We start from the raw sequence: 25608 nt of genomic DNA, 5'->3' as shown, positions 1-25608 counted from the left end.
ACCAGCGGCCTGATGCATCGCCTCCAGACGGGCAAATCCAACTGGCAACGCAAGCGGGAACGCGAGCAATACGTCGCCTCCGTCCAACACTCATTGATATGACAAAAAGTGCCGGACAGCAGTGCGCGTAGGCGGGCATCCAGGCGATGTCGGCTTGCGAGCGCCTCCTCGGTCCCCGCCTGCGCGGCGGCGACGGCCACTCAGGCCATCGCCATCTCGCAGTACTTGCGCACCAGCGCCAGCAGCTCGTCTTCGGAGTAGGGCTTGCCGAGGTAGTGGTCGACACCGAGTTCGCGTGCGTGCTCGCGGTGCTTCTCGGCGATGCGCGAGGTGATCATCACGATCGGCAGGTCCTTCAGGCGGGCATCGCCGCGAATGTTGCGCGCGAGATCGAAGCCGTCCATGCGCGGCATCTCGATGTCTGACAGCACCACCGCCGGGCGCTCCTCCGCCAGGCGCTCCAGCGCCTGCAGGCCATCGGCCGCGAGCGACACCCGGTAGCCTTCGCGCTGCAGCAGGCGCTGCGTGACGCGGCGCACGGTGATGGAGTCGTCCACCACCAGCACCAGCGGCACCTGGGGCACCACCGGCGCCGCGGGCAGGGCCGGCTGCGCGGGCTGTGCAGCGTCGGCCGCCATCGTGCCGGCGGCCGGGCGCGCCTGCAGCGTCAGCTGACGCGCCTGCTCGCCGAACACCTGGGCCAGCGCCACCGGGTTGTAGATCAGCACCACCGCGCCGGAGGCCAGCACGGTCATGCCGGCCAGGCCAGGCAGGCGCGACAGCTGCGGCCCGAGGTTCTTGACCACCACTTCCTGGTTGCCCAGCACTTCGTCCACGTGCACCGCGACACGCTGCGCGGCGGAGCGGAACACCACCACGGGCAGCGTCTTGCCCTGCATCTCCTGGCTGCGGGCGGAGGATTGCAGCAGCGCGCCGGACCAGAAGAAGGGCAGTGGCTCGCCCGCGAAGTCGAAGGTGCCGCTTTCGTAGGCGGCGTCCAGCTCCTTCTGGCTGGCGCGGCGCACCAGCTCCACCAGGTTGGCGGGCACGCCGACGGCGAGCTTGCCGGAGCGGATCATCACCACCTGCGTGACCGCGGTGGTGAGCGGCAGCACCAGCTTGAAGCTGGTGCCACGGCCGCGCGCGGTGCTGGTCTCAATGCGGCCACCGAGGGCGTTGACCTCGGACCGCACCACGTCCATGCCGATGCCGCGGCCGGAGAGCTCGGTCACCTGCTGGGCGGTGGAGAAGCCGGGCTGGAAGATCAGGTTGGCGGCGTCCGATTCGGCCAGCGGCTGATCGGCCGTGATCAGCCCGTGCTGGATGGCCTTCTCGCGGATGCGATCCAGGTCGAGGCCGGCGCCGTCGTCGGTGAACTCCACCGACACGTCGTTGCCCTCCTGCCGCACGGCGATGGTGATGCTGCCTGCGGCCTCCTTGCCGGCCGCGACACGTGCCTCGGGCGACTCCACCCCGTGCGCCACGCAGTTGCGCAGCAGGTGCTCGAAGGCCGGCGTCATGCGGTCCAGCACGCCGCGGTCCATCTCGATCGTGCCGCCCAGGATGTCCAGCTTCACCTGCTTGCCGGTCTCCTTGCTGGCCAGCCGCACCACCCGATACAGGCGGTCGGAGATGCCTTCGAACTCCACCATGCGCGTGCGCAGCAGGTCGCGCTGCAGTTCACGGGTCTGGCGGGCCTGGGCGATCAGGTCGTCTTCGGTCGATTCCACCACGCGCTGGATGTTGCGCTGCACGGTGGCCACGTCGTTCACCGACTCGGCCATCATGCGCGTGAGTTCCTGCACGCGTGTGAAGCGGTCGAACTCCAGCGGGTCGAAGCCGGCGGCGGTGTCCTTGGCCTGGGCCAGCCGCGACTGCATCTGCGACTCGGCCTGCAGCTCGATGTCACGCAGCTGCGTGCGCAGGCGGTCGAGGTTGCCGGTGAGATCGGACAGGGAGCCGCGCAGCTGGCGCAGCTCGGCCTCCAGGCGGGAGCGGGTGATCATCACCTCGCCGGCCTGGTTGACCAGGCGGTCGAGCAGCTGCGAGCGCACGCGCACCGCCTGGTTGGCGGCCTGGCGCGCCGGCGTGACCGCCGTGGTCGCGGGCATGGCGAGCGCGGCGCGCATCGCGGTCGGCGCGGCACCCATGGACTGCATGGGGCGCGGCACGGCGGTGGAAGCGACCGCGGCGTCGATCAGCTTGTCGAGCGCGGCCTCGGCGGATTCGGCGGGCGCGCTCGAGGCGGCGGCAGGCGCCTCGGCCGCGAACGCGTCGGCCACCGGCGCTGCCGCCACGACCGGCACCGGCTCGGCTGCCGCCGGCTCGGCCGGCGCGAAGCCGCCCGTGGCCCGCAGCGTGTCGAAGCGCGCCTGCATGCTGTCGAAGCGGTGCAGCAGGGCCTCGATGTCGGCCGGGTTGATGTTCTCGTGGCCGAGGTACTCGACCTCGGACTCCATCTGGTGCGCCTGCTCGCCGAGTCGCAGCGCGCCGGCCAGGCGGGCACTGCCCTTCAGGGTGTGCAGAGCGCGCAGGACCTGGTCACGCGGCTCGCGCTGGCCGGGATGCGCCACCCACTGGCGCAGCGAGGCATCGAGCGAGGGCATGAGCTCGGCCGCCTCTTCCTCGAAGATCGGGAACAGGTCGGGGTCGATCGCGTCGACGACGTCGAACGACTCGTCCTCGCCTTCGACGGTGACGGGCTTGGCGGCGGCCACCGCAGGCACGGCGGCAAGCGACGCGAAGGCCGAGGCCGCGGGGAGGTCGGCCGCTTCGGACACCTCGGGTTCGGGCGCCTCGGCAGGCGCTGCCACGGGTGGCTCGACAGCGGCCAGGACCACGTGGGGCGCGACCGGCACATCGTCGTCCAGCGGCGGCGCGAAGCCATCGAGCTCGGCGTCGGCCAAATCGGACCTTGCGGGGATCTCCAGGTCGCGCAGTGCCTGCAGGGCCTCGATCACGCGCGGATCCGCTTCCTTCAGGAAGCCGGCGGCGAACTGGTGCAGCAGGCGGCGGATCTCTTCGGCCGCACGGGTGAAGGCCTCGGCATGGGCCGGCGTGCCATAGGCCAGCGACTGCGTGTTCTGCAGCGCGCTCTCCAGCGCGCGCGCCACGTCGGACAGGGTCTCGAAGCCCACGGTGGCGGAACTGCCGCCCAGGGCATGGGCCCAGCCGACGGTGGAATCCGGCACGCGCTGGTTCATCTCCAGCGTCCACTCGCTGATCTCGGTGGCGAGCCGGCGCGACCATTCGTCGGCCTCGTTGAGGTAGACGTTGTACAGCGGGATGCCGATGCGCAGCGAACCGATGACCTTGACCTGCTCGTCGCGCGTGGGATCGACCAGCGCCTCGGTGACCTCCGCCGGCGCGGCCGCCTCCGTGGCGGGCACCTCGGGCACGGCTTCGGGCAGCCAGTCGTCCAGGGACTGCACGGGAGCGGGAGCCGGCTCCTCCGGGATGGCCTCGGGCAGCCAGTCGGCCAGGGCCTCGGCTGCGGCCGGCTCGGCAGCCGGCGCAGGTGCCGCCACGGGCGGCTCGGCCGCGGCCGACACGGCCGCGAGGCTGTCGAAATCGATGCCGGCCACCTCGATCGGCGGCACGGGCGGCATGGCCGACGGCTCGGGCAGGATGAGCGTGGCGCCCAGCTCCATCTCGAATTCGGGCGGCACATGGCCGGGCGGCAGCTCGGCCACCTCGGGCGTGGCCCCGCGGAACACCTGCGTGGTGCCGAACTCGACGGCCTCGACCGGCGCATCGGGCGCCGGCGCGGCAGCGGCGGCTTCGAAGGCCGCGAGCTCCGGCAGCATCTCGGTCGCGCTGATCTCGATGGTCTCGATGCCCTCGGTCGTCGGCGGCGGGGGCGCCTCCGCCGGGAGCGACGGCGCCGCCTCGGCCAGCCCCGGCAACTCGAACGTGGGGGGCTCCTCGGTCGCCGCGACGATCGGCATGACGGGCTGCAGGTCCGGCGGCGGCCCGCCCAGATCGGGCAGTTCGAACACCGGTTCGGCCGCCTGCGGCTCGGCGGGGGCAGCCGGTGCCGGTGCCTCGATCGGCGCAAACATCGAGGCGGGCGCTTCGACGGCGGCCGCCAGCGGCGCCGGCTCAGGCTCGGGTGCCGGTTCAGGCAGGAACGGCGCAGGCGCCTCGGCGACGGGCAGTTCGACGGCCGTCGGTGCCTCGGCGACGGCTTCGGCCGGAGCGGCCCCAGGCAGCGTGAAGGCCACCAGGCGGCCCTCGGTGCGCAGGGCATCCGCCGGCACGCGGAACATGCCGGCCTTCCAGCCGGCGTCGGTGAGCGCCGCGATGTCCTCGATCCAGCGGCCGAAGCCGCGCAACGCGTCGGCCGATAGCGTGCGCAATTCGTCGGTGGCCGGCTTCTGATCTGCCAGCCAGGTGTTGAGCACCTGCTCCAGGGACCAGGCGGCTTCACCGAACTCGGTGAGGCCGACCATGCGCGAGCTGCCCTTCAACGTGTGGAAGGCGCGGCGCAGGGTGGTCATCTCGCCCAGGTTCCTGGGCTCCACGGCCAGCACGTCAAGCGCCGCCAGTCCGTTGCCGACGACCTCGCGCGCCTCCTCCAGGAAGATGTCCCGCAGTTCCTGCTCGTCCTCGCTGAGCGGGGCGGGCGCGCCCGCTGCCGGGGCTGGTGCGGGTGCCGCGGTCGGCGCAGGCGCGGCGGCCACCGGCGCGGGTGCCGCGGCGGGCGTGGTCGGCAAATCGAAGGCTGGCAGCATGCCGAGATCGAGCTTCTGCGTGGCCTCGGGCGCCGGGGTCACCTCCAGCTTCTGCGTGGCCATGTACATCGGCTGCGTGGCCTGCTGCAGGGCGGCCATGTCCAGCTTCTGGGTGGCCTGCTGCATCGCCGACAGATCGAGCTTCTGCGTGGCCTGCTGCATGGCCGACAGATCGATCTTCTGCGTGGCCATGTGCTCGATCGGGCTGATCGAAGGCGCAGGCGGCGGTGCCTCGGCCGGCGCCTCGGCACCTGGCTCTTCGGCCCGGCCCATCAGGGGGCGCAGCTCGCCGAGCGCGGCATCGTAGGTGAACAGCTTCTTCGCCAGCGTCGGCTGGTAGTTCAGCATGTCGATGAGGAAACCGAGGGCGCCGAGGTTGTTGCCCAGGCGCTCGAACGTGCCGGCGGCCCGCGCCTGCGCCTCGTCGATCTCGGTGACCAGCATCTCCTCGAGCGTGTCGCGCATCCGCTGAACGGCCTGCGTGGCGTGGTCGAGGCCCAGCACGGACAGCACGCCGCGCATCTGCATCAGGAAGCCCGGCGCGTCGCGCAGGGGCGCCTTGTCGGTCGGATCGCGGAAGAACTGGTCGAGCACCTTCTCCAGCTCGGACAGCGTGCCTCGCAACTCGCCGACGACGCTGCCCATGGTCTGGCGGTCGCTCACCCGGCGATAGAGGTCCTCGATCCAGTGTTCCAGCGGCTCGGGCTGGCCACCCAGCGTGACCTTGGACAGCCGGTCCGCGAGGCGGTTGGTGCGGTCCGTCAGCTCCGTGTCGCTCGGGTCGAGGTCCTGGAAGGCGGCTTCGAGGTAGAGGATGGAAGTGGCCACTTCCATCGCCAGCTCCGCGCTGGGCGCGCGGCCCCCGCGGACGACGAACTCGATGGCCTGGCTGATCGCGTTGGCGAACGGCCGGCTGTCGGGCATCAGCTTGAGCAGCGAATCGGTGACGAGCTGGAACTGCTCGGCCACGTTCTTCAACTTGTGGGCGTCACCACCGGACAGCGCGGACCAGGTCTCCTTGGCATTGGCGATGCGCTTGCGCGCCTGCGCCATCAGGATGGGGTCGAAGCGGCCGAAGGGGCTGGTCGCGTAGTCGACCGGCCGGGTGTTCTGCTGGCCGTAGGCCTGGCGAACGGCGGCCAGCGCGGGCGCGGCCTGGCCCGCGGCCGGCTCGGCCTGCGCACAGAAGAACACGAGATCCTGCGCCAAGCGGTCGGAGACGCCCAGGTCCCCCTTGGCGAGCTGGGCGTACTGCACCAGCACGCGCGAGGCGGCACGCTTCACGTACACGTCGGCCGGCAGCAGCTTGAGCGCCACGGCCTCGAAGTAGCCGGCCGCCACACGCCAGAAGATGCGCGGCTGGCGGGCCGACTGGCTGGCGCCCAGGCCGAGGCTGATGTCGGCCAGCTCACGGCCCGCGGCCGGGTCGGCCGACTTGACGATGCGCAGCACCGCCTGATCCATGCGGGCGCGCACGGCCGGGTCGTAGCCGAGGGTCTGCGACGGTTCGGGGGAGGCCGGTTCGACCCAGCGCCACTCCACGCCCCACAGGTCGGCCGGGTGCACGCGGTCGGCAGCGCACACTTCCTGCACGTCGCGGTACTGCGGGAACAGCGAGAGCGCGGAGACGGGCTTGCCGCCCAGCAGGGCTTCAAGGTATTCGGTCAGCGCGAAACCCGCGCGCTCGACCTTGGCGGCGGCCGCCTCGGTGCACAGCTCGGGACGCTCGATGAACTTCTGCGCCGCGGACTCCATGGCGCGCAGGATGTGCGCCGGCGCGCCGAGGCCCACCATCTCCAGTGCGCCGACAGCCTGGTGCATGTGCTGGCGCGCCAGGCGCAGCTGGCCAGTGTCGATGGAGGCCATGTCCTCGCCGCGGGCCTGGGCGGCATCGCGCACGAATCGGCGCAGCGCGGACGAGGCGGACTCCAGCGACTTGCGCAGTTCGTCCAGCACCCAGGCCAACGGGCCCAGGTCGTTGCCGGCGGTGTCGAGGTCTTGCTCGGTTTGCATGGGGCTCCCTGGACGTGGACGCGCGGAGGGGGATCCGGGCGCGCCCTCAGGCGATCTTGAACCGGGACACCGACTGGCGCAGTTCCTCGGCCATGCGGGTCAGTTCGCGCACCTGCTGCGCCGTGGAGCGCGTGCCCTCGCCGGTCTGTTCCGTCACGGCGAAGATGTGCTGGATGTTGCCGGCCACCACGTTGGCGGACTCGGCTTCCTTGGAGGCCGAATTCGAGATCTGCTCAATCAGCTCGGCGAGGCGGCGTGACACCTGGTCGATCTCGGTCAGCGCGGTACCGGCGTTGTCGGACAGCTTGGCCCCTTCCACCACACCCTGCGTGGATCGCTCCATGGCGGCCACCGCGTCCTGCGTGTCGGTCTGAATGGCCTTCACCAGCGCCGAGATCTGGCGCGTGGCGTCCGCGGAGCGTTCGGCCAGTCGCTGCACTTCTTCGGCCACCACCGAGAAGCCTCGCCCGGCTTCACCGGCCGACGCGGCCTGGATGGCGGCGTTCAGGGCCAGCACGTTCGTCTGTTCGGTAATGTCCGAGATCAGTTCGGTGATTTCACCGATCTCCTGCGAGGATTCGCCCAGCCGCTTGATCCGCTTGGAGGTTTCCTGGATCTGGTCGCGGATGGCGTTCATGCCGCCGATGGCGTTCTGCACGGCCGCGAGGCCCGACTCGGCGGCCTTCAGCGATTGCCGGGCCACCTGGGCCGACTCTTGCGCCTGACCGGACACCTGGTTGATTCGGGCCGCCATGTCGAGCACCGACTGGCCGGTTTCGCGGATCTCGCGCAGCTGCTCGGTGGAGGCGGCGAGCAGCTCGGTCGACGTGGATTCCACCTGCGCCGTCGTCTGCGCCACCTTGGTGGCCGTGGTCTGCACGGCGCCCACCAGCTGTCGCAGTTCTTCCACCGTGTAGTTCACCGAGTCGGCGATGGCGCCGGTGATGTCCTCGGTCACCGTGGCTTCCTGCGTGAGGTCGCCTTCAGCGACCGACTGCAGTTCGTTCATCAGCCGCAGAATGGCCGCCTGGTTGGCGTCGTTCACGCGCTTGGCTTCCTGCTCCTGGCGCTCGGCTTCCAGTCGCTGCGCTTCCGCGCGTTCCTGGCGCTTGCGCGAGTCCTGCAGCTGCACGAACGCGAGGCCGACGGCACAGGCCACCGCGAACAGCGAGAACACCACCAGGGTGATCAGCGCGGTGGCGCCCAGGCCGGTCTGCGCGGACAGCTTGCCCTGCAGGTCTTCCAGCGCGCGGCGCAGCGGCTCCGACTCGCCGATGATCTTGGCCTGCGCTTCGCGGGCGGACACCAGGCCCTGCAGGTTGCCCAGGATGGCGCCGGCCTGCGTGCGGGTCTGCTCGTACAGCTTGAGCAGCGCGTCGAGGCGCTCGCGGGTCTGTTCGTCCTTGGAGCCGGCGAGGCGCAGCTCGGGGCTGCCATCGAGCAGGCCCTGCGCGATTTCCTTGAAGGAGTTCAGGTCCTTGCCGAGCAGGAACACCGCCTCGGGGGACACGCCTTCCATCGTCAGGAACTCGTTGGCCGACTTGCCGATGCGCTGCGTCAGCATCACCAGCTGGCCGGCGGCGGAGATCTCGGCCGGCGGCGCGTTCTGCTGCAGCTTGAGCGAGGACACCGTCTCGGCGATCTCGAGCAGGTCGGACGACTGCCGGTTGATGGTGCGCAGGGCGTTGCCCACCTGCGTGAGGATCCGCTGCTGGCCCATCACGGTGGCGGCGTTCTTCTCGGCGCTTTCCATCAGCGGGGCGATCTTGCCGATGTCCTCCTGCATTTCAGGCGGCACGGAGTCGAGGCGCAGGCTCTGGTCACCGTTCTGCAGGCCGCGCACCGTGCGCGCCAGCACGTCGGCGCTTTCCTTCACGTCGGGGAAGGCCTGCGGGCTGCCGATCAGGGCCTGCGAGACCGACTTCGCGAGGCGCTGCGACTGCATCAGCGCCGAGCCGGTGTTGGCCACCTGCTGGGCGACCTTGTCGGCCTGGTTCACCGCGTAGATGGCCACCGCGCCCAGCACCACCAGCGCGAAGGCCAGCAGCGTGAACAGGATCCGCTGGTGGGTGACGATGCTTCGCCGGCCCAGCAGCGGCACCGAGACCAGTTCAGCCTCGTCGATCTCCTCGCCGGCCAGCGAATCGTCGACGCTGTCGGGATCCATGCCGCGCGCCTCGATGCCCTGGGTGCTGCCGGCCTCAATGGAGCCGGTGGCGTTGGGGTCCATCGAGGCGTCGGGCATGCCCAGGCTCAGCTCGGCGGACGCCGTGGTTTCTTCGCCCTCCGGCCGCTTCTTGCCAAACAGTTTCTTCAGGGAATCGACGACGGACATGGTGCGGGCCTTCCGGGATACGGGATCTATGCGCTGATGCTCAGGAACTGCGGCTGCTGCGCGAGCGCCTGCAGGTTCAATTCCTGCCAGTAGGCGCCGTTGGCGTCGGTGTAGCCGCTGCCGAAATAGTCGGGCGAGCCCGCGGGGGGCTCGGAGGAGGCGACGAAGGCGTCGAGGTTGCGCAGGCCGGCCAGACGGTCGATCAGGAGCGCGCAATTGACCTCGAGCAGGGCGTTCAGCGCCACGAGCCGCGCCTCGGCGCGGCTGGCGTCGGAGCGCTGCGCGGGCGCCTGGCCGCCGACGTAGGACGCGAGGTCGACCACGCCGTAGAGACCGCCACGCAGGTTGGCCACGCCCAGGAACCAGGCCTGGGTATAGGGCACCGGCTGCGTCGCGGCGTAGGGGAAGATCTCGCCGGACTGCGTGAGCGGGAACAGGTACTTGCGGCCGGCGGCCTCGACGGCCAGCCAAGCGGCCTGCACGCCCTCGGTGCGGGCGGCCTGCAACCGGCTTGCCAGCCGGCTCTGCAGTTCGCGCAGGGCTTCACGATTGGCCATGGGTGCGTGCGCGCCGACCTCAGCCCAGGGCCTTGATCTTGGCCATGAGCTCGTCGGCGTCCACCGGCTTGGTGATGTAGTCGCGCGCCCCCTGGCGCATGCCCCAGACGCGGTCGGTTTCCTGGTTCTTGCTCGTGCACATGATGATGGGCACGTCGGAGTACAGCGGATCGCGCGAGATGGCCCGGGTGAGCTGGAAGCCGTTCTGGCCGGGCATGACCACGTCCATCAGGATCAGGTCGGGCTTTTCCTCCGCCAGGCGGCGGAAGGCATCGTCGGCGTTCTCGGCCGTGCGGACGGCGAAACCGTTCTTCTGCAGCAGGTCCGTCATGAACATGAGTTCGGTCTTGGAATCGTCCACAACGAGCACTTTACGGATGGCCATGGCCTCTTCTCCTTCTACTTCGCTTGGGCACCGAACTGCTGAACGGTCTGCAGCAGCTGGTCCTTGGTGAATGGCTTGGTGAGGTAGTCCTGCGAGCCGACCATGCGGCCGCGGGCCTTGTCGAACACGCCGTCCTTGGAGGACAGCATGACGACGGGGGTGTTCGCGAACTTGGCGTTGCGCTTGATGATGGCGCAGGTCTGGTAGCCGTCCAGCCTGGGCATGAGGATGTCGCAGAAGATCAGGTTGGGCTGGTAGTCGTTGACCTTGGACAGGGCATCGAAGCCGTCCTCGGCCAGCATGACCTCATGGCCGCCCTGCTTCAGGAAGATCTCGGCGCTGCGCCGGATGGTGTTGCTGTCGTCGATCACCAGCACCTTCAATCCAGACGTGCTCACTTGACGCTGCTCCTCGTTTGAGACTGCTTGAAGGGGGCGGCGTTGCAGGCCTGCCTAGTCGTTGTCACCGCGCCTCGCCCGTCAGATCTGGACCATCTCGAAGTCTTCCTTGCGCGCGCCGCACTCGGGGCAGGTCCAGTTCATCGGCACCTGGGCCCAGGGTGTGCCTGGCGCGATGCCGTGTTCTGGCGCGCCGGTCGCCTCGTCATAGATCCACCCGCAAATCAGACACATCCAGGTTTTGGTCTCGGTCACAGCTTAAAGGGCCTTCGCATAGAATGCAACGATTGTATCGAGGCCCCTTGCGCCCCCTGCGGCGGCGCGGTTCGGCCCTCCATCACCGGGCCCATGACGTCCCCCCCAACGACCCCCACCGCCCGCGCCGAGACCGAGGCTGACGACGCAGGCCCGCCCTGCGTGATGGTCTTCAACGCCTGCGATCCCAGCGGCGCCGGCGGCCTGGCCGCCGACGCCACCGCGATCGCCTCCGTCGGCGCGCATCCGCTGCCGGTGGTCACCGGCGCCTACGTGCGCGACACCGCGGAGGTGTTCGATCATCACGCCTTCGACGAGGACGCGGTCTCCGAGCAGGCCCGCACGATCCTGGAGGACGTGCCGGTGCAGGTCATCAAGGTCGGCTTCGTCGGCTCGCCCGAGGCCGTGAGCGCGATCGCCGAGATCGCCTCGGACTACCCGGACGTGCCCCTCATCGCCTACATGCCCGCATTGGGCTGGTGGGATGAGGCCGTCGCCGAGCCGTACGCCGATGCCTTCCGCGAGCTGATGCTGCCGCAGACCACGGTGTTGGTAGGAAACCACAGCACGCTGTGGCGCTGGCTGCTACCGGACTGGAGCAGCGAGCGGGCGCCCACCCCACGCGAACTGGCCAAGGCCGCGGCCGACATGGGCGTGCCCTACACGCTGGTGACCGGCGTGCCGCTGCCCGAGCAGTTCGTCGAGAACGTGCTGGCCACGCCGCAGTCGGTGCTGGCGAGCGAGAAGTTCGAGCGCTTCGACGCCGTGTTCGCCGGCGCCGGCGACACCTTGTCGGCCGCGCTGGCGGCCCTGGTGGCGGGCGGCGCCGACCTGGCCGCGGCCACCAGCGAGGCCCTGGCCTACCTGGACCGCTGCCTGGACGGCGGCTTCCGCCCCGGCATGGGCCACGTGGTGCCCGACCGCCTGTTCTGGGCACAACCCGAAGCGGCAGACGACGACACCGAGGACGGCGCGGTCGAACCCGGCGTGTTCGACCTGCCGGCCCCCGACACCAAGCATTGAGCCGGGCGCGGCCCGACCCCAGCGAGACAACCATGGACCAGAACGAGACCTTGTTCCAGCGCGCCCGCGCGCTCATCCCCGGCGGCGTGAACTCGCCCGTGCGCGCCTTCCGCGCGGTGGGCGGCACGCCCCGCTTCGTGCAGCGCGCCGAGGGCGCGTATTTCTGGGATGCGAACGGCAAGCGCCACATCGACTACATCGGCTCCTGGGGGCCCATGATCCTGGGCCACGGCCACCCCCGCGTGCTGGAGGCCGTGCTGCAGGCCGCGCGCGACGGCTTCTCCTTCGGCGCGCCGACCGAGCGCGAGGTGGAGCTGGCCGAGGCCATCGTGCGGCATTTGCCAGCCGTGGAGATGGTGCGACTGGTCAGCTCCGGCACCGAGGCCGCGATGAGCGCCCTGCGCCTGGCGCGTGGCGCGACGGGCCGCAGCAAGATCATCAAGTTCGAGGGCTGCTACCACGGCCACGCGGATGCGCTGCTGGTGAAGGCCGGCTCGGGCCTGGCCACCTTCGGCCACCCCACCAGCGCCGGCGTGCCGGCCGAGGTGGTGCAGCACACGCTGGTGCTGGAGTACAACAACATCGCGCAGATCGAGGAGGCCTTCGCCACCCACGGCCGTGACATCGCCTGCCTGATGATCGAGCCCATCGCGGGCAACATGAACTTCGTGCGCGCCAGCGTGCCCTTCATGCAGCGCTGCCGCGAGCTGTGCACCGCGCATGGCGCGCTGCTGGTGTTCGACGAGGTGATGACCGGCTTCCGCGTCGGCCTGGGCGGTGCGCAGGCGCACTACGCCGGCCTGATCCCCGGCTTCAAGCCCGACCTCACCGTGCTGGGCAAGGTCATCGGCGGCGGCATGCCGCTGGCCGCCTTCGGCGGACCGCGCGCGATCATGGAGCAGCTCGCGCCGCTGGGGCCGGTGTACCAGGCCGGCACGCTTTCGGGCAACCCGGTGGCCACCGCCTGCGGCCTGGCCACGCTGGAAGCGATCTCGCAGCCCGGCTTCTACGAAGCGCTGGCGCAGCGCACGCGGTCGCTGGTCGAGGGCCTGTCGAACGCCGCGCGCGAGACGGGCGTGGCCTTCAGCGCTGACTGCGAAGGCGGCATGTTCGGCTTCTTCCTGCTGCCCGCACTGCCGCAGAACTATCCCGCCGTGATGAAGAGCGACGCGCCGAAGTTCGGCCGCCTGTTCCATGGCCTGCTGGACCGCGGGGTGTACATCGCGCCCGCGCTGTATGAGGCCGGCTTCGTGAGCTCGGCCCACTCGGCCGCGGACATCGAGGAAACGGTGGCCGCCGCGCGCGAGGTGTTCCGCACGCTCGGCTGAACCGCCCCCTCAGTGCCGGAAGTGCCGCACGCCTGAGAACACCATCGCCACGCCGCGCTCGTCGGCGGCGGCGATGACTTCGGCGTCGCGCATGCTGCCGCCCGGCTGGATGATGCTGGTGGCACCGGCGTCCACCACCACATCCAGCCCGTCCCGGAACGGGAAGAAGGCGTCGCTCGCCACGGCCGTGCCGGCGAGGGACAGCTTCGCATGCTGCGCCTTGATGCTGGCGATGCGGGCCGAGTCGAGACGGCTCATCTGGCCGGCGCCCACGCCCATGGTCATGCCGTCCTTGCAGAACACGATGGCGTTGGACTTGACGTACTTGGCCACCTTCCAGGCAAACAGCAGGTCGTCGAGCTCCTGGGCGGTGGGCTGCTTCTTCGTCACGACCTTCAGGTCGGCCAGGGACAGCTCATGGTTGTCGGCGGTCTGCATCAGCAGGCCCGAGCCCACGCGCTTGACGTCCATGGCATTGCGGCCGTTGTCCCAGTCGGTCACGCCACCGGGCGGCAGCTCGATGCGCAGCACACGCACGTTGACCTTGGTCTCGAACACGGCCAGCGCCTCGGCGGTGAACTCGGGCGCCATCAGCACCTCGACGAACTGCTTGCTCACCGCCTGCGCGGCCGCGCCGTCCACCGTGCGGTTGAAGGCGATGATGCCGCCGAAGGCCGAGGTCGGATCGGTCTGGAAGGCCTTGCTGTAGGCCTCCAGCGCATCCTTGCCGACGGCCACGCCGCAGGGGTTGGCGTGCTTCACGATCACGCAGGCCGGCGCGTCGAAGCTCTTCACGCATTCCCAGGCGGCGTCGGCGTCAGCGATGTTGTTGTACGAGAGTTCCTTGCCCTGCAGCTGGCGCGCCGTGACGAGCGAGCCGGGCGCCGGGTACAAGTCCCGGTAGAAGGCGGCCTGCTGGTGCGGGTTCTCGCCATAGCGCAGGTCCTGCAGCTTGACGAAGCGGCCGTTCGACTGGGCGGGGAACAACGCACGCTTGCCGTCCTCCTGCAGCGACGAGAGGTAGTCACTGATCGCCGCGTCATAGTTGCTGATGCGGTTGAAGGCCGCCACGGCCAGCGCGAACTTCGTGGTCTGCGACACCTGGCCGTGCTCGCGCAGTTCCGCGATGACCGCGCCGTACTGCGACGCGTCGGTGAGCACCGCCACATCCTTCCAGTTCTTCGCGCCGCTGCGCACCATGGCCGGGCCGCCGATGTCGATGTTCTCGATCGCGTCCTCCAGCGTGCAGCCGGGCCGGGCCACCGTCTGCTCGAACGGATAGAGGTTGACCACCAGGATGTCGATGGTGCTGATGGCATGCCGCTTGAGCGCGGCCATGTGGTCCGGGTGGTCGCGGCGCGCCAGCAGGCCGCCGTGCACCTTGGGGTGCAGCGTCTTCACGCGGCCGTCCAGCATCTCCGGGAAGCCGGTCAGCTCGGCCACCTCGGTCACGTGCACGCCGGCCTCGGCGATCAGCTTCGCGGTGCCGCCGGTGGAGAGGATGCGCACGCCAGCCGCATGCAGGGCCTGGGCCAGCTCGACGACGCTGGTCTTGTCGGAAACGGAAATGAGTGCGTTCATGGATTACTTCAGCAACTTGTGTTCGATCAGCTTCTTGCGCAGGGTGTTGCGGTTCAGGCCCAGCCACTCGGCCGCGCGGGACTGGTTGTTCTCGGCCTTGGCCATCACCACCTCCAGCAGTGGCTTCTCGACCACCTTGACCAGCATGTCGTACATGCCGTCCGGCTCGGTCCCCCGCAAATCACGGAAGTAGCCCTCCAGGCTGGCACGCACGCACTCCTCGATGTGCTTCTTGCTCACTCGCAGACCTCCAGCCTGTCTCCTGCAGGCACCCCTGGCAGGCGGTCCGTCTGCGCGGCCAGCCCGTCCAGGTATTGCGTGACCGCCGCCAGCTGCGTGGCGGCGTCGTCGATGCGGATCATCGTCTCGCGGAACGCCGCGCCGCCGGGCAGGCCGCGCACGAACCAGCCGATGTGCTTGCGCGCGCTGCGCACGCCGCTGTGCTCGCCGTGCAGTCCATGGTGGTCCTGCAGGTGCGCCAGCAGGGCGCGGCGCACCTCGGCCACCAGCGGCGGCACGAGCGGCTCGCCGGTGGCGAGGAAGTGCGCCACTTCGCGGAAGATCCAGGGCCGCCCCTGCGCGGCGCGGCCGATCATCACCGCGTCGGCGCCGGTCGCCTGCAGGACCTCGCGCGCCTTGCGCGGTGAATCGATGTCGCCATTGGCCACCACCGGCACGGCCACCGCCGCCTTCACCGCCGCGATGGTGTCGTACTCCGCCTGGCCGGTGTAGCCCTGCTCGCGCGTGCGGCCGTGGACGGTGAGCATCGCGATGCCCGCGGACTCGAAGGCCCGCGCGAGGCGCACCGCATTGCGCTCGGCGGCCGACCAGCCAGTGCGCATCTTCAGCGTGACGGGCACGCCACGCGGCGCGCAGGCGGCGACCACCGCCTCGGCAATGGCCAGGGCCAGCGGCTCGTCGCGCATCAGGGCCGAGCCGGCCCACTTGCTGCAGACCTTCTTGGCCGGGCAGCCCATGTTGATGTCGATGATCTGCGCGCCGCGGTCGATGTTGTAGCGCGCCGCATCGGCCATCATCGCGGCATCGGTGCCGGCGATCTGCACCGCCACCGGGCCCGGTTCGCCCTGATGGTCGGCGCGGCGCGAGGTCTTGAGGCTGTCCCACAGGTCGCGGCGCGACGTCACCATCTCGCTGACCGCATAGCCGGCGCCGAAGCGGCGACACAGCTGACGGAACGGGCGGTCCGTCACGCCCGCCATCGGCGCGACGAACACGTTGTTCGCCAGGGTGTAGGGGCCGATGCGCATGGAGGGGGGAGACGGGGCTGCCGAAAAAAGAGGCACGATTGTAGGCGCGCGCGATTTCAGCGCCTGAAATCACCGGGCCGTCGCGTAACATGCCGCGGTGCATGAGTGGATGGAGTCGCTGCTGGCGCTGCTGGCCCTGCCAAAGGTGGGGCTCAGCACGCTCTTCGTGGTCGCGTTCATCTCGGCGACGCTGCTGCCCCTGGGCTCGGAGCCGGCGCTGTTTGGCCTGGTCAAGCTCAACCCCGATCTGTTCTGGAGCGCGGTGCTCGTCGCCACGGCAGGCAACACGCTCGGGGGCATGGTCGATTGGTGGATCGGCTACGGCGCGCACCGCGTCGCGGATCGCTACCACCACTCACGCGTGCACGTGAAGGCGCTCGACTGGCTCGCGCGGCTCGGCCCGCGGGCCTGCCTGCTGTCGTGGCTGCCCGGCGTGGGCGATCCCTTGTGCGCGGTGGCGGGCTGGCTGCGCCTGCCCTTCTGGCCCTGCGTGGCCTACATGGCGATCGGCAAGTTCCTGCGCTATCTGGTGATGACGGCCGGGCTGCTGTGGGTGTTTCCGCACTGAGGCGGCATCGACGCGGTTGCGGGCGAGTCGGCAGCGTCACGCTCTGTCTCCGTCGCGACGGCAATGGCGGGCAGCATCTCCAGGGCGCCGACCAGCAGCGCCGTGAAGACACAGACCTCGTAGGCCCGCAGGGCGGCGTTGCGCACCCGGCGGCGCACTTCTAAGCTTTCCATGTAGCGCCCCTCTTGCGCCGTGGCGGCCGCGGCGATGGGCGCATCGTGCCCGGCTGGCGCCGCGCGGCGCTGTGACCCGTGCACGTCGCCGATGTGCGGCGTGCACGGCAGCCGGCGCCGGCCTCAGACGTTGAAGAGGAAGTTCATGACGTCGCCATCCTTGACGACGTATTCCTTGCCTTCGCTGCGCATGCGCCCCGCTTCCTTGGCGCCCTGCTCGCCGCCGCAGGCGATGAAGTCGTCGAAGGCGATGGTCTGCGCGCGGATGAAGCCGCGCTCGAAATCGGTGTGGATCACGCCGGCGGCCTGCGGGGCCGTGGCGCCGATGGGCACGGTCCAGGCGCGCACCTCCTTCACCCCCGCGGTGAAGTAGGTCTGCAGGCCCAGCAGCGTGAAGGCGGCACGGATCAGGCGGTTGAGGCCGGGTTCGTCCTGGCCGATCTCGGCCAGGAACAGGGCCTTGTCCTCGTCGGCCATGTCGGCGATCTCGGATTCGATCTTGGCGCAGATCGCGACGACGGGGGCGTTCTGCGACTGCGCATAGGCGCGCAGGCGGTCCAGGTGCGGGTTGTTCTCGAAACCGCCCTCGTCGACGTTGCCCACGAACATCGCCGGCTTGGCGGTGATGAGGAACAGCGGCCGGATCAGCGCGCGCTCCTCGTCGGTCAGCGGCACCGTGCGCACCGGACGGCCTTCGTTCAGGGCCTCCTGCAGGCGGGGCAGCAACTGCACCATCTTCGCCGCTTCCTTGTCGTTGCCGGACTTCGCGGCCTTGGCATAGCGCGCGAGCGTCTTGTCGACGGTGCCGAGATCGGCCAGGCAGAGCTCGGTCTGGATGACCTCGATGTCGGAGACGGGGTCCACCCGGCCCGCGACGTGGATCACGTTCGGATCCTCGAAGCAGCGCACGACGTTGACCACGGCGTCGGTCTCGCGGATGTGCGCCAGGAACTGGTTGCCCAGGCCCTCGCCCTTGCTGGCGCCGGCGACCAGGCCCGCGATGTCGACAAACTCGACGATGGCTGGCACGATGCGCTCAGGCTTGACGATCTGCGAGAGTTGCACCAGCCGCGGATCAGGCAGCTCGACGATGCCGACGTTCGGCTCGATGGTGCAGAAAGGGTAGTTCTCGGCGGCAATGCCCGCCTTGGTGAGGGCATTGAACAAGGTGGACTTGCCCACGTTGGGCAGCCCGACGATCCCGCACTTCAAGCTCATGTCAGTTTCCGCGTGTCGAACCCGAAAGTGTAGCCCCTGGGCATTCGGCGGCCTGGCGGACACGCCTTGGCCCGTGCTGCTGACTCTGCTGTGGTGCCTGGCGCTCCCCCTCGCCAACGCCCAGGTGGCTGGCCTGGGTGCGTCGCCCCTGGTGCTGCGCGACGTCGACGGGACCGTGAATGCCGCACCTTCCGCCCGGGTCTGGCTGGACACGCGGGGCGATGCCGGCATCGCGCAGGTGACCAGCCGGTCCGGGCTGAGCCTTCTGCAGCCCGCGGGGCCCAGGCTGGCGCTGCCAGCCGGCTCGAGCGGCGCACTCTGGCTGCATCTGCGCCTGACACGCGGCATCAACGAGCGCCAGGACTGGCTGCTCGACTTTCCGATGCCCTCGCTGGACCATGTCACTGTCTACCAGCAGGAGGGCACGGGCTGGCGGGCCGAGACGGCAGGGGACACCTTGCCAGTGGCACAGTGGCCGGAGCCCGGGCGCCACCCGGCCTTCCGGCTCGATCTGCCGCATGGCCAGATGCGGGATGTGTTCGTGCGTGTGCGCCACGCCACGCCCGCGAACATTCCCCTGCGCCTGTCGAGCACCGCCGTCCATGCGCAGCGCATCCAGGTCGAGTATCTCGGGTTGGGCAGCACCTTCGGCGCGCTGGTGCTCCTGATCGCGGCCTGCCTGGCCCAGGCCTGGCTGTACCGGGACCGCATCTACCTCTGGTACTCGGCCTATGCAGCGATCGCCACGCTGACGGTGGCCGCCTACACCGGGCTCGCGGCGCACCTGTTGTGGCCCTCCTTCGGCCTGCTCGGGGATGCGCCGCAGCCGATGCTCGCGCTGGCCGCCTCTGCCGCGGCGGTGCTGTTCGTGCGCAGCCTGGTCGGCTTCGCTGCGCGGCATCCGCACCTGGACCAGGCCGTTCGCCTGATGGGTTGGGCCGGGCTGCTGCTGGCCCTGCTGCCGGCGGTGCTGCCCAAGCTGCTGGCCTATGGGGTGGCCGGGGCCTACGCCATCATGGCGATGGGGGTGAACTGCCTGATTGCCCTGACGGCGGTGCGACGCGGCGACGTCGCGGCCCGCTGGGTGCTGGGCGCCTACGCGCCGCTCGCGATCACCGTGGGCGTGGGCGTCGGCCGCCTGTTCGGCTGGCTGCCGGCGACCACGTACACGCAGTACGGCCTCATGGTCGCACTGACGTTGCAGGTGCCCCTGCTGCTGGTCGCGCTGTCGCTGCGCTCGCGCGAGCGCCACAGCGCGCTGATCCGCGAGCAGGCGCTGTCGACGCAGGATGCGCTGACGGGTCTGCTGGCACCCCACCTGTTCCATGACCGGCTGCGGCAGGTGGTGGCTCGGCATCGGCGCGATCGGGAAAGCGCGGCGGTGGTCTTCATCGACCTGGTGAACCACGCACGCATCAAGGAACTGTTTGGCGCCGCGGTGGCCGAGCAGAGCCTGCTGCGCAGCGTGATCAAGCTGCGGCGCCTGGTGCGGGACGTGGACACTGTCAGCCGTGTCGGCGAGGCACGGTTCGGCATCATTTTGGAGGGCGTTCGTTCGCGCGTGGTGGTGACGGACCGCGCGGCACGGCTGATCGCCGCCGGGCTGATGCCGCTGGAAGGCCTGAAACCCGACGTGACACTGCAGTTTCACATCGGCGCCGTGCTGCTCGACGAATGCCCGCTGGAGGCCACCGAGATTCCAGGCGCGCTGGACGCGCTGCTGGCGGGCATGTCGCCGCGTACGCGGCGGCCGATCCGCTTCGTGGCGGCACAGGATACGCATCCGGCTGCCATGCCGGACAGCTCGCTGCTGGCGGACGCCGCCGAGCCGGATCCCAAGCGGCCGCCATTGACCGCGGTGAAGTGACAGGCTCTCGCCGACGGAGGCTCAGTCGAACTGCCAGCCGGCGCGCGCGACCTGTCCCACGCGCAGCGTGAGACCGTCACCCTGGAGCACGATGGCATTCATGCCGAAGGTGACGGCCCCGTCCAGGCGCGCATCGGCGCGATAGGTCTGCAGCGTGTCACGGACGGCGGTGCCCGTGGCGGCCGTCGCCGGGTCGACATCCGGAATCGGGCAGCGGGCGCACGGCTTCACGGTACGCAGCACGGCCTCGCCGCCACCGGTATCGATGTGCATGTCTGCGAGGCGGTCTTCGTCATGCGCCTCCACATCCGCCAGCACGATGTTGGGTCGGAAGCGTTCGATGCCGACGGCGGGCTCGCCCCGGGCCGCGAGACGACGGTTGACCTCGGCGAGCGAGGCCTCGCTCGCCACCAGCAGGGGGTAGCCATCGCTGAACTGGTTGGGCGCCTCGATGCCGCCGGTCCATTGCAGGCTGGACAGGCGACGGTGATCGGGGTCGAATCGGACCAGACGCAGCGGCCGGCCCAGGAAGTCGGTGAACCACTGCGCTGCGACGGCGCCCATGTCGAAGGCCGGCACCTCGTCGTCCCAGCCGCGCACACGGACGGGCTCCTCCACCGTGTCGATGCTCAGGTGCAGCGCGAGCATGCCGGGGGCGCGCAGGACCACGTCGAGGTGCTTGAGCTGGGGACGGATCAGCGCCATGCGGGGGAGCTCACGCTGCGAGACGAACTCGCCCTGGCTGTCGACCACCATCCAGGCGCGGTCGAGGTCGAGGCCGGACGCCGTGAGCACGGACTCCGTCACTTCAACACCCGCGCAGGACTTGACGGGGTAGACGAACAGCCGCGCGATGCGGGCCGTGACATCCGTGGAATGGGTGCTCATGGTGGTCAATGGTTGTCTGGCTGGCGCGGTTTCGATCGGCCCGGGCCGGTATGGATTGTGCCGCGCTCCTACAATCCCCGGCATGGCTGCTCCTTTCGACGTGTGCATCCGGGGCGCAGGGATCGTCGGCCGGACGCTGGCCCTGCTGCTGGCTCGGGATCGCTTGCGCGTGGCCCTGGTCGACGCGGCCGCCGCCGCCGGTCGGCCGGCGGACGTCCGTGCGTACGCGCTCAATGCGGCTTCGCGCGCCATCCTGGAAGCACTGCGCGCCTGGCCGGAGCCGGTGCATGCGACGCCGGTCACCGCGATGGAGGTGCACGGCGATGCAGGCGGTGCGCTGACATTCCGCGCGACCGAAGAGGGCGTACCCGCCTTGAACTGGATCGTGGAGGTGGAGCCGTTGCTGGCCAGGCTGGGTGAGGCCGTTCGCTTCCAGCCGCGCATCGAACTGGTACAGGCGCCGGTGGCGGCGAAGCTGACGGTGGTGTGCGAGGGCAGACACAGCAGCACACGTGAGGCTTTCGGCGTCCAGTTTGACGTGGCGCCCTACCCCCAGCGGGCCATTGCCGCCCGCCTGCAACTGGAGCGGGGGCACGGCCAGGTCGCGCGGCAGTGGTTCATCGACGGCGAGGTGATCGGCCTGCTGCCACTGGGAGGCCCCGATGGCCAGACCGTCGCGCTGGTGTGGTCCGTTCGCGAGGAGCGGGCGGACGAGCTGCTGGCGCTGGCACCGGACGCGTTCGCGCAGCGGTTGCGCATGGCCTGTGGCGATGCGCTGGGTGCAATCCAGATGGTCTCCGAGCGGGCGGCGTGGCCCCTGCAGAGGGCCACGGCAGACCGCTGGTGTGGCCCTGGCTGGGTCCTGGCGGGCGATGCGGCGCACAACGTGCACCCCCTGGCCGGGCAGGGGCTCAACCTCGGTCTGGGCGACGCGCTGGCCCTCGCCGACGTGCTGCAGCATCGCGAGTACTGGCGCGAGCTGGGTGATGTGCGCCTGCTGCGCCGCTATGAGCGCCGGCGCAAGGGCGACGTCCTGACCATGGGTCTGACGTCGGAAGCGTTGCAGCAACTGTTTGCCCGGCCAGCCGAGACCTGGGTCCGTGCCCGCAACTGGGGCCTGAGCGGATTCGATCGCAGCGGACCCATCAAGCACTGGGCGGCGCGCGTCGCGATGGGCACGGCCCACGCGGCCTGAGGAACACATGATTCATCGATCGATCCGCAAGTTCTTGGGGGCCCTGTGCATCGCAGGGCTCGGCGTGTGGGCACTGGGTGCTTCAGCGCAATCGCCATCGGGCCCCCCATCCGCCGAGAGCGCGATCCGGCGTGCATTGGGAGATCGCCTGCCCGGTCTGGGGCGGATCGACGAGGTGTCTCGCTCGCCCCTGCCTGGCCTCTATGAGGTTCGCATCGGGACCGATCTGTTCTACACCGATGCCGAGGGCAACTACCTGATCACGGGGTACATCCTTGACACGCGGGCCCGTCGCAACCTGACCGAAGAGCGCATCGACAAGCTGCTGGCCATCGACTTTGACGAGCTGCCCTTGCGTGACGCCTTCACGATCGTGCGCGGCAACGGCAAGCGTCGGATCGCTGTCTTCGAGGATCCCAACTGCGGTTATTGCAAGCGTTTCGAGCGGGATCTGCAGAAGCTGGACAACGTGACGATCCACATGTTCCTGTTCCCCATTCTCGGGCCGTCTTCGGAGCAGCGGTCGCGCAACATCTGGTGCGCGAAGGACCGTTCTCGCGCCTGGCTCGACTGGATGCTGCGTGACGTGTCCGCGCCCGCTGCCGACGCAGCCTGTGATCACTCGGCGCTGGCACGCAACATCGAGTTCGGACGTCGCCACAAGATCACAGGGACACCGACGATCTTCTTCGCCGATGGCTCGCGCGTTCCGGGCGCCGTGCCCGCCAGTGAAGTCGAAAAGAAGCTGGCCACGTTGAAGTGAAAAGATCTGACCTGACGCCGGGGCCGCGCTACCGCGTGAAGGCGGCCCGTGTCGATGCCCATCTGTTCGAGGTGAAGCTGGTCGTCGCGGCACCGGCTGCGGGGCAGGTGGTCTCGTTGCCGGTGTGGATCCCGGGCAGCTATCTGGTCCGCGAGTTTGCGCGGCACCTTCAGCGGCTGTCGGCGCGACAAGGGGGCGTCGTGGTCCCTGTCGAACAGCTGAACAAGGCGGAATGGCGGGTGGACTGCGAGGCAGGGCGCCCGATGGAACTGACCTACGAGGTCTACGCCTTCGACACCTCGGTGCGCGCGGCCTACCTCGATCAGCAACGCGGCTTCTTCAATGGCACGTCGCTGCTGTTGCGGGTGCACGGACAGGAGGCGCGCTGCCACGTGCTGGAACTGGTGGAGCCGGCGCGATCCCGGCGGTGGCAGGTGGCGTGCGGCCTGCCTGCCGGGCGTGTGAATGAGCGCGGCTTCGGCGAATACCGCGCGGTCGACTATGACGAGCTGGTGGACTCACCGGTCGAGTACGGTGGGTTCTGGAGCCAGACGTTCCGTGTCGCAGGCGTCGTGCATCGGCTGGTGGTCGCAGGCGCGACGCCGGCTTTCGACGGCGACCGGCTGCTCCGGGACACGCAGCGGATCTGCGAGGCCCAGGTCCGCTTCTGGCACGACCGACGCAAGCCACCGTTTCGCAACTACCTGTTCCTGCTGAATGCAGTGGACGATGGCTATGGCGGCCTGGAGCACCGGAACAGCACCGCGCTGATTGCAGCGCGCAAGGATCTGCCGCGCGCAGGTGAGTCGCGCACCAGTGATGGCTACGTCACGCTACTGGGCCTGATCAGCCACGAGTACTTCCACACCTGGAACGTGAAGCGCCTGCGGCCGGTGGAGTTCACCACCTATGACTATTCGCGTGAGAACTACACGCAGTTGCTGTGGTTCTTCGAGGGGTTCACGAGCTACTACGATGACTTGTTCCTGCGCCGGGCAGGCCTCATTGACGATGCAACCTACCTGAAGCTGCTGGCCAAGACGAACAACCAGGTGATGCAGACACCGGGCAGGCTGGTGCAGTCCGTCGCGCAGGCGAGTTTCGATGCCTGGGTCAAGTACTACCGGCAGGACGAGAACACGCCCAATGCCACCGTGAGCTACTACACCAAGGGAGCCTTGGTGGCCTTGTGCCTGGACCTGAGTTTGCGCGCTGAAGGGCGTGGGTCGCTGGATGACGTGATGCGGGAGCTCTGGTCCCGTTGTCGCGGCGGGCCGATGGCGGAATCCGATTTGCTCGGGGCACTGGAGGCCGTGGGCGGTCGGTCCTACGAACGGGAGCTTGCGAGGTGGACGCAGGAGTCGACTGAGTTGCCGGTGGGAGAGTTGCTTGGCCGGGTCGGTGTCAGTGCGAACGAGGATCCGGCGCCACTGGCGCAACGATTGGGCATCCGGGTGGCCGAAAGTGGCGGCACACTCACCATCAAGACGGTCCTGCGCGGGGGAGCCGCGGAAACTGCGGGGATGGCAGCGGGTGATGAATGGCTTGCCGTGGAACCGGTAGTGGGGCAGGTTTGGCGGATGGCGCGACTCGATGACCTGAATGTCTACGTCGGGCGGCAGGAACGGTGTCGCGCCTGGGTGTCGCGGGATCGCCGTGTCTTTCCTCTTTCGGTAGAGATCCCGAAGGCGGGGACAGTGACACGGCTTGTCATCCAGGATGCAGCCAAGGCACACGCGTGGCTGGATCCGCGGGACTGAGTGGCCGATGGTTGCTGGTCGCCGTGGTTGGCGGCCTGCATGCCGCGTTGCTGGAGTACTTTGCAAGGGATCTGGAGAACCCCTCGGCACTGACGGCCATGGCCCCCGTGATGCTGACGAGGACCCTCACGCCCACCCAGGCGACGCCCGTTCAGCCTGAGTTCACGACCCCGACGGTGGCGCCCGCGAGATCTCGAACGCTCGCAACTCCGGTTGCGCAGCCGCCTCGTGCCGGTGCTTCGGCTGCGGTTGGGGCTACGGCCACGGCGGACGGTTCGGAACGAAGTGGCCAGCCTGGCGCGACGCTGACAGCGGAGTCTTCTGCCGGGGATCCGCTTAACACGCCAGCCGCTGCCTCGATCGTTTCAAGCCCGGTAGTCGACCCAGCACGAGACGTTGCGGCTGTGGCCTCGCCTCCCAGCATGCAGCTTGATCCCGTGGGCGCTGCGCCTCCCGGCACATCTCCGCCAACGCAGGCTGCACCCTCATGGCCGGAGACAACCCGGCTTTCCTATCAGCTCGATGGTCGGTTCAGAAGCGGCGACCTTTACGGGTCGGCTCAGGTCTTCTGGCAGCGGGAGCAGGCCCAATACCAGGTCCGGGTGGATGTAGACATCACACTGTTTGCCAAGCTGTCGATGGTCAGTCAGGGCGTGATTGACGGTGAGCAACTGGTGCCCCGGATCTTTGAGGAGATTCGCCCTGGCCGAAAGCGACGTACGGCCCGGTTCGAGGCCGCTTCGATCACGCTCGACAACGGGAACACGGTCGATAGGCCCGCGAACACGCAGGATGCCGCCAGCCAGTTCGTCCAGTTGACCCACGACTTTGCGTCCGGTCGGGTTCGCCTTGACGTCGGTCGATCCGTTGAACTCTGGATGGCCCGTCCGGGGGGCGTGGATCGCTGGACCTACGATGTCGTGGCACTCGAGGAGATCACGACACCAGGGTTCGGACGCGTGAGTGCGTACCACTTGCGACCTCGGCCCATCCTCCGACCGCGGGGCAACATCACGATGGAGATGTGGTACGCGCCCAGTCTGCAATATCTCCCCGTACGAATCCGCCTGCAGATGGGGGAGGAGGCCGTGCTGGACCTGACGGCTCTGAAAGTGGAGCAACGCTAGCTGGCGGGTTCGGCGCCACGCCGCGAGCAAAACAAAAAGGCCCCGATTGGGGCCTGCTGTATGGAGCGACGCGCTTTTCGCGTTCTCTTCAATGTCATTTTGGATGGCACTGAAGAGAACGCCCCGCGGTGAGGCGGGGCGGCTCGGATAGAAGCCTGACGATGTCCTACTTT

At 69.3% G+C, this 25608-nt stretch carries 20 protein-coding genes; 8 read left to right on the top strand and 12 right to left on the bottom strand.

From position 1 onward, the window contains the following. Nucleotides 1-200: 200 nt before the first annotated feature. The 6 genes from ACE3T5_RS14535 to ACE3T5_RS14510 all read right to left on the bottom strand — a co-directional run bounded on the left by ACE3T5_RS14535 (nt 201) and on the right by ACE3T5_RS14510 (nt 10676). Entirely contained in the window at nt 201-6746 is a 6546-nt protein-coding gene (locus ACE3T5_RS14535) for an Hpt domain-containing protein (RefSeq protein ID WP_374668775.1), read from the bottom strand. Between the two features lie 46 nt (nt 6747-6792). Further along, complete coding sequence (locus ACE3T5_RS14530) at nt 6793-8913, bottom strand: methyl-accepting chemotaxis protein (protein WP_374668777.1); 2121 nt, start codon at nt 8911-8913, stop codon at nt 6793-6795. 194 nt (nt 8914-9107) lie between these two features. Next, nucleotides 9108-9638, bottom strand: a complete 531-nt coding sequence (locus ACE3T5_RS14525; RefSeq protein WP_374668774.1) for a chemotaxis protein CheW — start codon at nt 9636-9638, stop codon at nt 9108-9110. A 19-nt stretch (nt 9639-9657) separates the two neighbouring features. Continuing rightward, nucleotides 9658-10023, bottom strand: a complete 366-nt coding sequence (locus ACE3T5_RS14520; RefSeq protein WP_374668773.1) for a response regulator transcription factor — start codon at nt 10021-10023, stop codon at nt 9658-9660. A gap of 14 nt (nt 10024-10037) precedes the next feature. Continuing rightward, nucleotides 10038-10421: a PleD family two-component system response regulator gene (locus ACE3T5_RS14515; RefSeq protein WP_374668772.1), complete on the bottom strand. Its 384-nt coding sequence runs from the start codon at nt 10419-10421 to the stop codon at nt 10038-10040. 81 nt (nt 10422-10502) lie between these two features. Beyond that, nucleotides 10503-10676, bottom strand: coding sequence for a rubredoxin (locus ACE3T5_RS14510; protein ID WP_374668771.1), 174 nt, complete (start codon nt 10674-10676; stop codon nt 10503-10505). Nucleotides 10677-10769: 93 nt separating this feature from the next. Between ACE3T5_RS14510 and ACE3T5_RS14505 the strand changes: the two genes are divergently transcribed. Continuing rightward, entirely contained in the window at nt 10770-11699 is a 930-nt protein-coding gene (locus tag ACE3T5_RS14505; protein ID WP_374668770.1) for a hydroxymethylpyrimidine/phosphomethylpyrimidine kinase, read from the top strand. Between the two features lie 32 nt (nt 11700-11731). Continuing rightward, complete coding sequence (hemL, locus tag ACE3T5_RS14500; protein WP_374668769.1) at nt 11732-13027, top strand: glutamate-1-semialdehyde 2,1-aminomutase; 1296 nt, start codon at nt 11732-11734, stop codon at nt 13025-13027. A gap of 9 nt (nt 13028-13036) precedes the next feature. Here hemL and purH read toward each other — a convergent pair whose 3' ends face one another. Genes purH through dusB form a run of 3 tightly spaced genes read right to left on the bottom strand, consistent with a single transcriptional unit; the run spans nt 13037 to nt 15876 of the window. Continuing rightward, nucleotides 13037-14608 (bottom strand): bifunctional phosphoribosylaminoimidazolecarboxamide formyltransferase/IMP cyclohydrolase, encoded by a 1572-nt coding sequence (gene purH / locus ACE3T5_RS14495; protein ID WP_374668768.1) that lies wholly within the window; start codon nt 14606-14608, stop codon nt 13037-13039. Between the two features lie 3 nt (nt 14609-14611). Then, a complete protein-coding gene (locus ACE3T5_RS14490) occupies nt 14612-14848 on the bottom strand; it encodes a Fis family transcriptional regulator (protein WP_374668767.1) in 237 nt (78 codons plus the stop codon). Continuing rightward, nucleotides 14845-15876 (bottom strand): tRNA dihydrouridine synthase DusB, encoded by a 1032-nt coding sequence (dusB, locus tag ACE3T5_RS14485; RefSeq protein ID WP_374668766.1) that lies wholly within the window; start codon nt 15874-15876, stop codon nt 14845-14847. The genes ACE3T5_RS14490 and dusB overlap by 4 nt, the downstream gene beginning before the upstream one ends. A gap of 109 nt (nt 15877-15985) precedes the next feature. Between dusB and ACE3T5_RS14480 the strand changes: the two genes are divergently transcribed. After that, nucleotides 15986-16444, top strand: a complete 459-nt coding sequence (locus ACE3T5_RS14480) for a YqaA family protein (RefSeq protein ID WP_374668776.1) — start codon at nt 15986-15988, stop codon at nt 16442-16444. Here the strand turns inward: ACE3T5_RS14480 and ACE3T5_RS14475 are convergent. Both ACE3T5_RS14475 and ychF read right to left on the bottom strand, forming a co-directional pair. After that, on the bottom strand, nt 16399-16617 hold the full coding sequence (locus tag ACE3T5_RS14475) for a hypothetical protein (RefSeq protein WP_374668765.1): 219 nt from the start codon (nt 16615-16617) through the stop codon (nt 16399-16401). The two genes, ACE3T5_RS14480 and ACE3T5_RS14475, sit on opposite strands and share 46 nt — an antisense overlap. A 123-nt stretch (nt 16618-16740) precedes the next feature. After that, nucleotides 16741-17835 (bottom strand): redox-regulated ATPase YchF, encoded by a 1095-nt coding sequence (gene ychF, locus ACE3T5_RS14470; protein ID WP_374668764.1) that lies wholly within the window; start codon nt 17833-17835, stop codon nt 16741-16743. A gap of 73 nt (nt 17836-17908) precedes the next feature. Between ychF and ACE3T5_RS14465 the strand changes: the two genes are divergently transcribed. Next, on the top strand, nt 17909-19702 hold the full coding sequence (locus ACE3T5_RS14465; RefSeq protein ID WP_374668763.1) for a 7TM diverse intracellular signaling domain-containing protein: 1794 nt from the start codon (nt 17909-17911) through the stop codon (nt 19700-19702). A 21-nt stretch (nt 19703-19723) separates the two neighbouring features. On the opposite strand, the gene ACE3T5_RS14460 is transcribed toward ACE3T5_RS14465, so the two are convergent. Next, the gene (locus ACE3T5_RS14460; protein ID WP_374668762.1) at nt 19724-20590 is read right to left on the bottom strand and encodes an MOSC domain-containing protein; all 867 of its coding nucleotides are present in this window, start codon (nt 20588-20590) and stop codon (nt 19724-19726) included. 82 nt (nt 20591-20672) lie between these two features. Here ACE3T5_RS14460 and ACE3T5_RS14455 point away from each other — a divergent pair, with 82 nt between their 5' ends. The 4 genes from ACE3T5_RS14455 (at nt 20673) to ACE3T5_RS14440 (ending at nt 25435) form a co-directional block, all read left to right on the top strand. Continuing rightward, complete coding sequence (locus tag ACE3T5_RS14455) at nt 20673-21785, top strand: FAD-dependent monooxygenase (protein WP_374668761.1); 1113 nt, start codon at nt 20673-20675, stop codon at nt 21783-21785. A gap of 7 nt (nt 21786-21792) precedes the next feature. Beyond that, nucleotides 21793-22548 carry a DsbC family protein gene (locus ACE3T5_RS14450; RefSeq protein WP_374668760.1) on the top strand — a complete coding sequence of 252 codons (756 nt, stop codon included), beginning with the start codon at nt 21793-21795 and terminating at the stop codon, nt 22546-22548. Then, nucleotides 22545-24308, top strand: coding sequence for a M61 family metallopeptidase (locus ACE3T5_RS14445; RefSeq protein ID WP_374668759.1), 1764 nt, complete (start codon nt 22545-22547; stop codon nt 24306-24308). The genes ACE3T5_RS14450 and ACE3T5_RS14445 overlap by 4 nt, the downstream gene beginning before the upstream one ends. A gap of 422 nt (nt 24309-24730) precedes the next feature. Further along, nucleotides 24731-25435 (top strand): DUF3108 domain-containing protein, encoded by a 705-nt coding sequence (locus ACE3T5_RS14440; RefSeq protein ID WP_374668758.1) that lies wholly within the window; start codon nt 24731-24733, stop codon nt 25433-25435. Nucleotides 25436-25608: the final 173 nt, after the last annotated feature.

It is taken from the genome of Ramlibacter sp. (assembly GCF_041916345.1).
Taxonomy (GTDB): domain Bacteria; phylum Pseudomonadota; class Gammaproteobacteria; order Burkholderiales; family Burkholderiaceae_C; genus Ramlibacter.
The sequence above is the reverse complement of the archived record's forward strand: the minus strand, read 5'-3'. Positions and strand labels throughout refer to the sequence as shown.

Excerpts from the sequence above, each read along its gene's own strand:
- ACE3T5_RS14530 (WP_374668777.1), bottom strand. The coding sequence starts at position 8,913 with ATGGATCCCGACAGCGTCGACGATTCGCTGGCCGGCGAGGAGATCGAC.
- purH (WP_374668768.1), bottom strand. The coding sequence starts at position 14,608 with ATGAACGCACTCATTTCCGTTTCCGACAAGACCAGCGTCGTCGAGCTG.
- ACE3T5_RS14440 (WP_374668758.1), top strand. The coding sequence starts at position 24,731 with ATGCAGCTTGATCCCGTGGGCGCTGCGCCTCCCGGCACATCTCCGCCA.
- ACE3T5_RS14480 (WP_374668776.1), top strand. The coding sequence starts at position 15,986 with ATGGAGTCGCTGCTGGCGCTGCTGGCCCTGCCAAAGGTGGGGCTCAGC.
- hemL (WP_374668769.1), top strand. The coding sequence starts at position 11,732 with ATGGACCAGAACGAGACCTTGTTCCAGCGCGCCCGCGCGCTCATCCCC.
- ACE3T5_RS14450 (WP_374668760.1), top strand. The coding sequence starts at position 21,793 with ATGATTCATCGATCGATCCGCAAGTTCTTGGGGGCCCTGTGCATCGCA.
- ACE3T5_RS14535 (WP_374668775.1), bottom strand. The coding sequence starts at position 6,746 with ATGCAAACCGAGCAAGACCTCGACACCGCCGGCAACGACCTGGGCCCG.
- ACE3T5_RS14475 (WP_374668765.1), bottom strand. The coding sequence starts at position 16,617 with ATGGAAAGCTTAGAAGTGCGCCGCCGGGTGCGCAACGCCGCCCTGCGG.
- ACE3T5_RS14460 (WP_374668762.1), bottom strand. The coding sequence starts at position 20,590 with ATGAGCACCCATTCCACGGATGTCACGGCCCGCATCGCGCGGCTGTTC.
- dusB (WP_374668766.1), bottom strand. The coding sequence starts at position 15,876 with ATGCGCATCGGCCCCTACACCCTGGCGAACAACGTGTTCGTCGCGCCG.
- ACE3T5_RS14520 (WP_374668773.1), bottom strand. The coding sequence starts at position 10,023 with ATGGCCATCCGTAAAGTGCTCGTTGTGGACGATTCCAAGACCGAACTC.
- ACE3T5_RS14455 (WP_374668761.1), top strand. The coding sequence starts at position 20,673 with ATGGCTGCTCCTTTCGACGTGTGCATCCGGGGCGCAGGGATCGTCGGC.
- ACE3T5_RS14525 (WP_374668774.1), bottom strand. The coding sequence starts at position 9,638 with ATGGCCAATCGTGAAGCCCTGCGCGAACTGCAGAGCCGGCTGGCAAGC.
- ychF (WP_374668764.1), bottom strand. The coding sequence starts at position 17,835 with ATGAGCTTGAAGTGCGGGATCGTCGGGCTGCCCAACGTGGGCAAGTCC.
- ACE3T5_RS14505 (WP_374668770.1), top strand. The coding sequence starts at position 10,770 with ATGACGTCCCCCCCAACGACCCCCACCGCCCGCGCCGAGACCGAGGCT.